9 protein-coding genes and 1 tRNA gene are annotated in these 11,845 nt (G+C 62.1%); 5 read left to right on the top strand and 5 right to left on the bottom strand.

All coding sequences use genetic code 11. The annotated features are described in order from the left end of the window. Positions 1 to 6: 6 nt before the first annotated feature. A complete protein-coding gene (locus tag BLT08_RS08415; RefSeq protein ID WP_090304878.1) occupies positions 7 to 201 on the bottom strand; it encodes a XapX domain-containing protein in 195 nt (64 codons plus the stop codon). A gap of 142 nt (positions 202 to 343) precedes the next feature. Between BLT08_RS08415 and BLT08_RS08410 the strand changes: the two genes are divergently transcribed. After that, positions 344 to 568, top strand: a complete 225-nt coding sequence (locus BLT08_RS08410) for a MarR family transcriptional regulator (protein ID WP_090304875.1) — start codon at positions 344 to 346, stop codon at positions 566 to 568. A gap of 271 nt (positions 569 to 839) precedes the next feature. Here the strand turns inward: BLT08_RS08410 and BLT08_RS08405 are convergent, their stop codons facing one another. Together BLT08_RS08405 and BLT08_RS08400 are read right to left on the bottom strand one after the other, a co-directional pair. After that, entirely contained in the window at positions 840 to 1,655 is an 816-nt protein-coding gene (locus tag BLT08_RS08405; RefSeq protein WP_090304873.1) for an HD domain-containing protein, read from the bottom strand. 90 nt (positions 1,656 to 1,745) lie between these two features. After that, positions 1,746 to 2,225 carry a redoxin domain-containing protein gene (locus BLT08_RS08400; protein WP_090304871.1) on the bottom strand — a complete coding sequence of 160 codons (480 nt, stop codon included), beginning with the start codon at positions 2,223 to 2,225 and terminating at the stop codon, positions 1,746 to 1,748. 317 nt (positions 2,226 to 2,542) lie between these two features. Between BLT08_RS08400 and tatA the strand changes: the two genes are divergently transcribed. Further along, positions 2,543 to 2,872, top strand: a complete 330-nt coding sequence (gene tatA / locus BLT08_RS08395) for a twin-arginine translocase TatA/TatE family subunit (protein ID WP_090304869.1) — start codon at positions 2,543 to 2,545, stop codon at positions 2,870 to 2,872. Between the two features lie 13 nt (positions 2,873 to 2,885). After that, positions 2,886 to 2,958 (top strand) — tRNA-Arg (locus tag BLT08_RS08390). 248 nt (positions 2,959 to 3,206) lie between these two features. On the opposite strand, the gene BLT08_RS08385 is transcribed toward BLT08_RS08390, so the two are convergent. Further along, positions 3,207 to 4,526, bottom strand: coding sequence for an acyl-CoA dehydrogenase family protein (locus BLT08_RS08385; protein WP_090304867.1), 1,320 nt, complete (start codon positions 4,524 to 4,526; stop codon positions 3,207 to 3,209). A gap of 177 nt (positions 4,527 to 4,703) precedes the next feature. Next, a complete protein-coding gene (locus BLT08_RS08380; protein ID WP_090304865.1) occupies positions 4,704 to 5,471 on the bottom strand; it encodes an SDR family NAD(P)-dependent oxidoreductase in 768 nt (255 codons plus the stop codon). 401 nt (positions 5,472 to 5,872) lie between these two features. On the opposite strand from BLT08_RS08380, the gene BLT08_RS08375 reads away from it, so the two are divergent. Both BLT08_RS08375 and BLT08_RS08370 read left to right on the top strand, forming a co-directional pair. Next, positions 5,873 to 9,775, top strand: a complete 3,903-nt coding sequence (locus BLT08_RS08375) for an ATPase, T2SS/T4P/T4SS family (RefSeq protein ID WP_090304863.1) — start codon at positions 5,873 to 5,875, stop codon at positions 9,773 to 9,775. Next, positions 9,772 to 11,844, top strand: a complete 2,073-nt coding sequence (locus BLT08_RS08370) for a type II secretion system F family protein (RefSeq protein WP_090304861.1) — start codon at positions 9,772 to 9,774, stop codon at positions 11,842 to 11,844. Before BLT08_RS08375 ends, BLT08_RS08370 begins: the two co-directional genes overlap by 4 nt. The last annotated feature ends 1 nt before the right edge of the window (position 11,845 follow it).

The raw sequence follows: 11,845 nt of genomic DNA, 5'->3' as shown, positions 1-11,845 counted from the left end.
TTCTCGTCAGAAGCCGACCGACTCGAAGACGTCGACGCTGACGCCCAGGTGCTGGACGAGTTTGTAGCCGAGATAGATACCGACGATTCCCATGAGTCCCGGGAGCTCCGGCGGTGCCGGGATCGGGACGTCGAACAACGCGAAGAACGCACCGGTGAGCGTCCCGGTCAGCAGTCCCAACAGGATGAGTTGGAGATTCATGACCGTTGAGGAGACGGTCGATACCAAAAAACGCTCTGACTCGGCCCCGACGCCCCGACTCTGACCGGGCGGTTCTGTCCCCGTTCAAGTTCGACAGATGACGACACTCAGTTTTAATATCGTCGAAAATAGACGCTGGCGTATGCAACCAGACGGACGACTCCAGTCGACGGTACCGGTTCCAGACGAGCTCGAGTCACCACGGGCGAAGCTGGTCTACCTGTACGTCGCGACGACCGACGGCGCGACGACCGAGCGGCTCTGTGACGATCTCGACGTCAAGAAGGGCACCGTGCTTTCGATCACCGGCACGCTTCGTGAGCGGGGGTACCTCAAGCGGACGGATTCCGGATTCGAACTCGCCTGACTCGAGCCACGAACGATGGTTTCTGATGGGGTGCGATTTCGACGGCCGAGAGCGGAAGCGCCGCGATCTGCGGCGCTTTCGCGATCCGGGGGAGGGTAGGCAATCCAACGATAGTCACCGCGAGTGAGCCCGTAGGGCGAACGAGCGGGCCGACGACTGATGTGAACGAGCGAGTGAAACGAGCGAGAGAACGGAAGGAGGAGTGCTTTTCATCAAAGTTTTGCCGAGTGTGGTCGCGAAGCGACCGCACGCAGAGCAAAAGTTTGGTTCTTTAGAGCTCGATCCGCTCCACCAACTGCTCGCGGTTCTCGTTCGTGTTGACCGCGACGATTCGGATCTGATCCTCGAGGCCGGAGCCCTGAAGCTTCGCCTTCAACAGATTGTCGACCTGATAGACGCCGGCGGCGTTGGTCATGGCGATCTCGACCATGACGGGGCTGCTGTCGCCCTCCTGCAGGGTGACGTGGCTGATGGCTTGACTCGAGAGCGTGTTGATCCCGCGGCCGCCGTGTTCGTAGGGGATCCGCGAACGCCCGCGTTCCATGTCGAGGGCGTCGGCGACGCGGATGACGCCGGCCTCGGTCGTCAGCGGCGTCTCGGTTCGGTGGTGACAGAGGATCGCGTGGAGGACTTCGCCTTTCATCCGGACGGTCTCGGCTACGCCGTAGAACTCGGGGAGGACGCGGTCGAGCACGTCCGCCGCGAGGGGGATCGAGTAGTAGGCGTGCTCGTCGCGGTGGACGACGTGGCCGATATCGTGGAGCGTCGCCGCGAGCGCGATGATGACCGACTCGTCTTCCTCCTCGAGGCCCTGCTGGCGCGCGCCGTTGAAGTCGACGTTGCCGGCTTTGAGGAGGTCGTAGAGACACAGCGCGCGGTTACGGACGATCTCGATGTGTTTCGCGCCGTGATCGTTGTACTGCATCCGGTCGACCGCGTTGACGTTCTGGGCCTCGAGATAGGTCTGGATCTCCTCGTCCGTCTGTACGAACTCGAGAACCTGGTTGAGTTTCGCGTCCGGGAAATGGTGGTCGGCATCAGGATGATAGACACGTCGCCCGGCGTCGTCGCCTGCAGAATCGCTCATACGCGAACGTCGGCTGCCGACTAAAAAAGCCCTGCGACGAGTGAGTTCGATGATCGATACGGGGCCGTCGGATCTGATCGACCGATCCGCTCAGGCCGCGTCTTCGACGGCGGCCTCGACTTCGTCGTAGTCGGGTTCGACGCCGGGGTCGTCGCTGACCCACGCGTAGGTAACTTCGCCGTCGGCGTCGACGACGAACACCGAGCGCTTGGCGACGCCGTAGACCCCGAGGTCGGCGAAGTCCATCGCGACGCCGTAGTCGTCGATGATCTCCTTGTTGTAGTCGCTGATGAGCCCGAACTCGAGATCGTTCTGGTCGCGGAACTCGTTGAGCGTGAACGGCGAGTCGCGGCTGACGCCGTAGACGCTGGCGTCGAGGTCGTTGAACGAGGCGAGTCGGTCCTGGAACGCACACATCTCGGTCGTACAGACGCTGGTGAACGCGCCGGGGAAAAAGGCGAGGACGATCGGGGCCTCGCTCTCGAGGCGCTCCGAGAGGGTGAAGGAGTCGACGTCGCCGTTTGCGAGCGGTGCAGTGAAGTCGGGCGCAGCATCTCCGGTTTCTGGCATCAGCCGTAGATTGACGATAACTCGGAAAGTCAGTTTCGTTCGCGGAACGGATCACTGGTGGGCGCGGGCGCAACCTTGGTCCCAATCGTTCGCCCTCGAGTCGACCGAATCTGCTGCTTCGCGGTCGATACTGCCGTGTGTCGCTTCGCTCGGCGACCAGCTGACGTGTTGGGTCAGTTCGAAAACTGGAGCTATATTCCAGGGACAGGAGCGTACAATTAGCTCGAAAACCGCTCTCAAACGGACTTTCGGCGATACTTGTTTTTCTAAGTGGTCCAAAAAGGTTATAATTGCCAGCGGACTAGCCACGCATAGAGATGGTAGTCGAAATCGCACCGCTGTTTGCCCCTATTCCAGGGGGTCCGGAACTACTGATCATCCTTTTCATCGCCATTCTGCTCTTCGGGGCGAACAAGATCCCGAAGCTGGCCCGATCGACTGGTGAGGCCATGGGCGAGTTCCAGAAGGGTCGTGAAAAGGTTGAAACCGAACTCGAGGAGATGCGCGAAGCAGGGTTCGAAGAGGGTGAAGAGGAGGAGTTCGCCGCCGCCAAGGCCGAAGGGGAACTCGACACCGATTCCGACGACGACGACTTCGTCGATACGGAGCCGGTCACTGAGGAAGAGACCGAAACGGAATCGAACTAACGCTTTTCTGACGGGGCGTGTGGCCTAGCGGAGAGGGCAGGAGGTTCCTAACCTTCTGATCGCGGGTTCGAATCCCGTCACGCCCGTCCGCGACGAACGGACGTGAGGAGCGGACGGGAACGGGATTCGAATCAGGGAGTGGAGCGAAGCGGAACGACCGTGGTTCGAATCCCGCCACGCCCGTAATCCGTCGCGAGCGGCCGCTCGGACCTCTTACTCTCGAGACTAACCGTCAGGAAGGTACTCGAGCCAACAGATATCGACCGACTCGAGCGCTCCGTCAAAAACGAGAGTCGAGAGAAACGGCGACAGTCCGTCGATCGTGAGCCGCGAGTCAGTGCCCGTCGGCGCGCCGCGTGTTTGGCTCGCCGAAGCGGGTCAAGGGCTCGAGTTCTTCGTCGTGTGTGCCTTCGAACGCGTCGCGAGCGATGACGCGCCGGTGGACTTCGTCGGCACCGTCGACAATCCGAAACGTACGGACGGCCTCGTAGAAATCAGCGAGCGGGAGGTCTTTTCCGATGCCATTGGCGCCACAGCATTGGACCGCGAGATCGATCGCCTCCTGCGTGATGTTCGCGGTGAAGACTTTGCACATCGAGACGGGGATGCGCGCTTCCTCGCCCGCGTCGATTCGGTCGGCCGCGTCGCGGATCGCGGTTCGGGCGACGTGCAGTCTGGTTTCGGCGTCGGCGATCCGATAGCGCAGCGACTGCTTGTCCGAGAGCGTCGACCCGAAGCCCTCGCGCTCGCTGATGTACGCTTTCGCGATCTCGAGGGAGCGCTGGGCCATGCCCGAAAAGCGCATGCAGTGGGTGAGACGAGCGGGGCCGAGTCGTTCCTGAGCGTGAGTAAAGCCCTGATTTAGTTCGCCGAGCAGGTGTTCCTCCGGCACGCGAACGTTTTCGTAGACGATTTCGGCGTGGGAGGTACCGCGGGTTCCGCCGCCCATGTGGGGAACGTCGCGAACGACGTCGACGCCGTCAGCATCGGACGGGACGAGAAACAGCGAACAGCCCTCGTAGGGGTGGGCGTCCGGATCGGTTCGTGCGAGGACGATGAGGATATCGGCCTCGACGCCGTTGGACGTCCACCACTTGTGACCGTCGATGACCCACTCGTCGCCGTCTCGAGTAGCCGAGGTTTCCTCGGCGGAGTCTTTCTCCGCGGCGATGCCGCTCCGTTCCGAGGCGCCCTGCGCCTCGCGTTTTTCGGCGGTGGTCTGGATCATCTTCGGATCCGAGCCGGCCCCCTGCAGCGGTTCGGTCATCGAGAAGCCGGAGGTGATTTCTCCCTGGACGAGGGGCTCGAGATAGGTCTCCTTCTGAATGTTGTCGCCCGCGAGCTCCAGCAGGTGCATGTTGCCCTCGTCCGGAGCGTCGACGCGCATCGCGGCGGCGCCGAGCAGGCTGCGGCCGGCCTCCTCGAAGACGGGCAACGCGTCGCGGAAGCTCATCCCCATTCCGCCGTACGCTTCGGGGATCTGGGGTGCGTAGACGCCGTACTCGCGGGCCGATTCGCGGAGATCCGCGACGGTGCCACTCGAGACGGCCATGCCGCCCGGTCGCTCCCGCTCGAGCGGGAGAACGACCTCCTCCATCAGTTCGTGCGCGCGGTCGGCGAGCTCCTGTGCCTGCTTCGAGTCGGAGTACTGCATACGAGTCCTTCTCGCGGCCGTACGATAGGCGCGGGAGGGAGTTCCCGGGCGTGTGGAAGACTCCCAAAGGTATTTATAATAACTCAGGTATACCGCGTGAAAGAATACATTGGTTTCAGACACTGCCGTGAGGACTACTGATGGAAGAGAGTCCCCGTACAGGGGTTGGTCTGCAGACTACCGGGACGTCCAGCCGCCGTCGACCGCGAGACACGAGCCCGTCACGTAGCTCGCCGCGTCGCTGGCGAGGAAGACGACCGGGCCGGCGATCTCGTCGGGCTCGGCGAACCGGTCCAATGGCGTTCGATCGATGATCGACTGTCTGAGACGGTCGTTCGACTCGAGCTCTTCGGTCAGCTCCGTCGAGACGTACCCCGGTGCGACGGCGTTGACCCTGACCTCGGGCGCCCAGTCGAGAGAGAGGCTTTTCGTGAGGCCGACGAGGCCGTGTTTCGAGGCGACGTAGGGGTGTTGTCGGGGGAGACCGACGAGACCGCCGACGCTCGCGACGTTGATCACCGACCCGCCGTCGCTCTCGTGGAGATGGTCGGCCGCCGCGGCGGTCACCTCGTAGGCACCGTTGAGGTTGACGTCGAGAACGCGGTCGAGGCTTTCGGTGGCGACGTCCTCGGGCCGGCCGAGCGCGTCGCCGGGGTTGAATCCGGCGTTGTTGACGACGACGTCGATGCCGCCGAACACGTCGTCGGCCCGCTCGATCACGTCGGTAACCGCGTCCGAGTCGGTCACGTCCGCGGGAACGGCCAGTGCATCGCCGCCGTTGGCTTCGATTTCGTCGGCAACACCCTCGATTTCGTCGGCCGAGCGCGCCGACGGGACCACCGCGGCCCCGGCATCGGCGAGACCGAGTGCGATAGCCCGGCCGATACCGCGTCCACCGCCAGTGACGATGGCAACCTGTCCTTCGAGGCTGAACTGCTCGGTCATCGCGAGATCACCCGTTCGGACGACGAATCCGTTCCGTCGTGTCGGGTGGGCGCGCTTCGACGGGAATCCTCGGCCGATCGAGCCTGTTGCGGCGTGGTGGTCATCGGTCGATCGATACTGGTGCTGACCGCATATTTGTTCTCCCCGGCGCACTCGTTGTACCAGTCAGGGATGGCTCGATCGTACGCTCGGATCGACTCGACTGATAATTTCGTCCAACATTATAAATAGTATCGTTAGACAAGTAGGGGTAATCAACCGGAGTGTTCGTACTGTGACTGTAAGAATGGCAACAAATAAACACGTAGCAATACGACGGGTACGCAGCCTTGTACGCGGAGTTATCAGAAGTGGTAATGTGTGGATGAATTTTTTGAAGGGTAAGCGTTTGGGTGACGACAATGGCTATTGACGAGGCCGACCAGTCGGATGCCGGGGACTTTTCTGATGAGGAGGCATCCGACTCCGGGTCGGCGGACAACCGGTCTCACGCGCCGGGCACGGACTCGGATTCGAGTCCCGGCGCTCACGTCGGCGAGTACACGTGGGAAACGTTCATGGACGAGTACGGGTACGGCGACGAGATTTCGACGCTGTATCCCGACGAACCGACGGGCGACGACCAACTGGGGCTCGACACCGACGAATCGGCCCGACACTCGGTCCCAACCGGGGACGACTGGGATCGGGTCGAGTTCGATCCCGCGACCTATCTCGGCTTTCATCCGGACGATCTCCGATCGACTCTGCTGCCAGTCGCGGGCGACAACGCCGACGCGCTTCAGGAGACGTTTCTCGACTACGTCGATCCGGAGACGACGCCGGTCACCAAAGACGTCTGGACGTGGGAGCACTACAAGTGGGAGTACTACTACGAAGACGACGGCTCCCGGCCGCGTGACAGCGACGGCGAGATCGTCCGTCACGACGAGGAGGAAGCGCTCGGGTTCGACCCCGACACGTTAGAGCAGCGGCTGTTCGCCGGTGACGAAGTCGCGATGGAACTGGACGAACTCGTCGAGGAGCGGACCGTCAACATTCAGGACGATATCGACGAAGACGAGTTCTTCTCGACGGCCGACGGAAACACCACCGTCTCCAACCGCTACGACCTCGAGAAGGCTGTTCCGATGGACAAGAAGACTCACTTCCGTGAGGTCGAACGCTACTGGGTCAACAAACCCTACGCGTACGTCGTCATCTTCCACTCGGAGAAGGAAAACGAGAAGAAGTACTACATGATCGAGCCGTACCTGAACGAGATCGAGATCGAACTGCAGGAGTTCCTCTCGGGCAAACTCAGGACGGCGATCAAGTACTCCGAAGATGGAATCAAGGAGAAAGCGACCGAGGACGGCCGACGGGTCGTCATCGAAGACGAGACGCGACGCCTGCTGAAACGGTACGACCTCTTCGAGAAGACCTCCGGGAGCACACAGGAGGGCATCCTCGAGACGCTCCAGAACTTACTCGACAGCGACGAGGAAGCTGAGGAAGCGTCGGGGCCGACACAGCTCGAGGGGATCGAGGTTCGACCGGAGCCGGCTATTCTCGCGGACGATCCGGACACGTTAAACGAGTACCAGGTCGAGAAGCTGCTCTACCAGCTCAAACGGAACTTCATCGGCTACGAGCGCATCGACGGCATCAAACACGACATCAACGTGGAGGACATCTCCGTCGACGGCTACAACTCCCCGGTCTTCGTCTACCACTCCGAGTACGAGCAGATCATCTCGAACATCTACCACGGCGAGGACGAACTCGACGACTTCGTCGTCAAACTCGCCCAGCGCTCGGGCAAGGGTATCAGTAAGCGACTTCCGCAAGTCGACGCGACGCTGCCCGACGGCTCGCGTGCGCAGTTAACCCTGGGCAAGGAGGTCTCCGACCACGGGACCAACTACACCATCCGCCAGTTCAAGGACGTTCCGTTCACGCCGATCGACCTCATCAACTGGAACACGTTCAGTCTGGACGAGATGGCGTTCCTCTGGCTCTGCATCGAGAACCACAAGAGCCTGATCTTCGCGGGCGGTACCGCGTCCGGGAAGACCACCTCGTTGAACGCGGTCTCGCTGTTCATCCCCTCGAGCGCGAAGATCGTCTCCATCGAGGACACCCGCGAGGTCGAGCTTCCCCAGCGGAACTGGATCGCGAGCGTCACTCGCCCCTCGTTCGCCGACGACGAGCAGGGTGACGTCGACGAGTTCGACCTGCTGGAAGCCGCACTGCGTCAGCGGCCCGACTACATCGTGATGGGTGAGATCCGTGGTGAGGAGGGTCGAACCCTCTTCCAGGTCATGTCGACGGGTCACACCACCTACACCACCTTCCACGCGGACTCCGTCGACGAAGTTCTCAAACGGTTCACGACGGACCCGATCAACGTCTCGAAGACGATGTTCACCGCGCTGGACCTGGTGTCGATCCAGACCCAGACCCGGGTTCAGGGCCGGAAGGTTCGACGAAACAAATCCCTCACGGAGATCAACCACTACGAGGCCGAACACGACGAGATCAACGTCCAGGACGTCTACCAGTGGCAGGCCGAGACCGACGAGTACCTCAAGATGGGGGACTCGAACACCTTAGACGAGATCCAGTTCGACCGCGGCTGGAGCAACGAGAAACTCGAGGAGGAGCTGTTCAAACGCGAGGTCATCCTCGCCTACCTCATCAAGAACGGGCTGAACACGTACGCAGAGGTCGCAGCGACCGCCCAGGCGTTCATCAACGACCCGGACACGATCCTGACACTCATCGCGAACGGCCAACTCGAGGACAGTCTCGAGGACCTCCGGGAGATGGAGAGCGTCCTGATCGACGTCGACCCCGAAAAGGAAGAACTCGTTCCCCGCCCGGACGCGAGCGACGAGACGTACAACCTCTCGATGGACATTCTCGAGCGCGCCGAGGAGTCGCTGTTCGAGGAGTACCGCGGCAAGGTACCGAGCGGACTCGCGAGTTCGCTCGGCGAGGTCGAGGAGGCGGACCCGATCGAGGTCGACCGCGCCGACGCCGACGAGTTCGAGTTCGCCGGCGAGGTCGACGAGACCATCGGAGACGACGAGTGGGAACTCGGCGACGGCTCGAGCGGGTTCGGAGCCGGATCGCAAGAGGGAGAGACCGAACCGGCGTGGCTCAGTGACGACACCGGCTTCGATATCGGGTCGGAGGACGGAGGCGCGAGTGCCACCGGCGGGACGGCCACCGAAGCGACGGCCGCCGATTCCGGTGGGAGTTCGTCCGCGAGTCCCGCCGATCGGAGTACGGAAACGGGCGGACTCGACACGGGTAGTCAGGAGCCGGCGGAAGCCGAAACGCCACCCGCCCCGGCGACGAGTGCCGGAGCCGAATCCACGCCGGCCGCGTCACAGTCCGGCGAGGAGATGACAGTCCTCCCCACCGACGACCCCGAAGACGGTGATATGGGCGGGCTGTTCGACGACATGGATGAGACGATCGATCGGCTCGACGCCGGTGAGACGTCGCCGGCAGCGACCGAAGCCATGTCGGAGTCGACCTCCGACACCTCGGACTTCGACTCGATGTTCCCCGAGGGCGATCTCGAGTCGATCTTCGATCCCGAGGCGTCCGACGACGTAGCAGGCGACTTCAGCGACCAGATCGAGACCGCTGACGACGCCACAGCGGCAGAAACGGACGACGACTCGACGCTGGCGGCGAGCGACGACTCGGAGTCGGTACCGGAAGACGCGGAGAGCGTCGAGGCACCGACGATCGAACTGGACGTGCCGTCGGCGGACGAAACGCCGGAACGGACAGACGAGTCCGAGGAGTCGAGCGAACCCGACACGGCACGGGCCGATGATGGCAGCCGCAGTGACGAGCCGCTGGCAGACGAGCAGGAAGCGAGCGTCAACGAGACGGGGCGCGACGGGATCGAGTCCGGTGGTGACACCGGTGACGGTCCGCAAAGTATCGTCGACAGCGAGCCAAACGCAGCGACGTCGGAAGACGACGACCGCCCTTCCGAATCGCTGGATGACGAATCTCGCGATGTAGCCGACGAACCAGCGGCAAACTCGCCCGGCGAACCGGACGCCGACGACGTCGAGCAATCGGAATCGATCTTCGGAAACGACGCCGATCCGATTTTTGCCGACGACGATGGCGACGTTCCGGACGACGGCGACGATGGATCGCTGTTCGGCGACACTGAACAAACTGAGACGGCCGATTCGATCTTCAAGGGCCCCAACGACACCGACGGGGACGAGAACGAAGACGACGGCGACGATGGATCGCTGTTCGACGATAGCGAGGAGACGGACTCATGAGCCTCCAAACCGGCGGCGGGGGCTCCGGTGGCGTATCGGGTAGCTCCGACGTCCTGGGTGATACGTTCTACCCCCTGTACGACTGGCTGTTCAGCGAGGACAGCGAGTTCGTCACCGACGTCGAGACGAAGCTCGCACAGGCTCGGATGACCGATACGGTCGAACTGTACCTCTCTCGAGCGCTCGGAATCGGCTTCATTAGCGGGCTGGCACTGTGGCTGCTCGGACTGCTCCTTGGATACGCCCTCTTCGCGACCGGTCTCATCCAGGTCGATAACATTCTCGGATTCCCGGTCAGCAGCGAGGCGATCCTCGAACTCATCGAACTGCTTCGGGTGCCGGCGCTCGTCTTCGTCACCGGACTCGTCTTCGGCTCGATCGGCTTCGCCCTCGGTTTTGGCTCGTTAGTTGCGATTCCGTACTCCCGCGCATCTGCCCGCAAGCGCGAGATCAACATGCTGATGACCGACTCGGTCTCGTTCATGTACGCGCTGTCGGTCGGCGGACTCAACCAGCTCGAAATCATCGAGGCGATGGCAGAGGCCGACGACACCTACGGCGAAGTCGCAAAGGAGTTCCAGAGCATCGTCAAGGAGACCGAGTACTTCGACGTCGACTACCGAACGGCGATCCGAACACAGGCGCTCGAGACGCCCAGCGACGAACTCTCCCAGTTTCTGACGGACATGCTCTCGATCGTCAACAGCGGCGGTGACATGGAAAGCTTCCTCGAGGACAAAAAGGAAAAGCACATGCGAACCGCCAAGCAGGAACAGGAGCTCACGCTCGAGACCCTCGAACTGTTCGGCGAGATGTACATGACGCTGTCGCTGTTCCCGCTGCTCTTGATCATCATCATGGTCGTCATGCAGATGATTCCCGATGCGGAGGTCTCGAACCAGATGCTGTATATGACCGTCTACGGTCTCATTCCGCTGACCGGGATCGGCTTTCTGGTGCTTGTTTCGACGGTCAAACACGACGAACCGGGTGACGGCTACCTCTCGATGGGCGGTAACGACCGACGCATCGAGACCCCGCGCGATCAGGGGCTGCTCAACCTCGGTCTCGTCGAGCAGTTCACGGGCGAACACAGCGTCTTCGACCGCATCAAGAATCGGGAGGGAACGTACGAGACGATGGAGGTCCTCCAGAAGCCACACATCTTCTTCCGGGATAACCCCCTGTTCACGCTCGCGTTGACGCTGCCGGCGTCGCTCGTGATCATCGCGACCGCCATGATGAACGGCTCGGCACCGCTCTCGTGGGAGCAACTCCTCGACAATCCAATCTGGGGGACGTTCCTCTACATCTACGTCCCGCTGTACGTCATGGCGATCCCGCTTGCGGTCTTCCGCGAGTGGAACGTTCGCCACCGAAACGCCGTCGTCAGTCAGCTGTCCGAGGACCTGCGCAAGCTCTCGAGTTCGAACGACACCGGACTGACGCTGCTCGAGTCGCTCAAGGCCGTCTCCGACACGACGAGCGGTAAACTGGCCCGTGAGTTCGAGATGATGCACACGAAGGTCAACTACGGAACGAGCCTGAAAGACGCGCTCCTCGAGTTCAACAACAAGTACCACATCCCCCGACTCGCCCGGACGACTCGCCTGATCACCGAAGCCCAAGAGGCGTCGAACCAGATCTCGGACGTGCTCCGAACGGCCGCACGCGCCAGCGAGAATCACGACGATATCGAACGGGAACGCAAGTCCCGGACCCGAATGCAGGTCGTGATCATCATCATGACGTTCCTGACCGTCCTCGCGGTGATCGCGATCCTCAAGACGCAGTTCATCGATACGATGGCGGGACTGGAAGCCGGCAGCGGAGATGCCGACACCGCAGATGCTGGTGGTGCTGGCGGTGGTGAACTCGCGGATGCCGACCTGAGCGAGAACATTCAGGTCGACATGCTGGCGGTGTTGTTCTTCCACGCCGTCACCATGCAGGCGATCATCTCCGGGTTCATCTGCGGCTACATCCGGGACGCCGACATCCTGAGCGGCCTGAAATACGCCGTCGGACTGGCGACGATTGCTTTGGTCGGCTGGACACTGGTGGCCTAAG

The sequence above is a fragment of the Natronorubrum texcoconense genome, from assembly GCF_900100335.1.
Lineage (GTDB): Archaea > Halobacteriota > Halobacteria > Halobacteriales > Natrialbaceae > Natronorubrum > Natronorubrum texcoconense.
The sequence above is the reverse complement of the archived record's forward strand: the minus strand, read 5'-3'. Positions and strand labels throughout refer to the sequence as shown.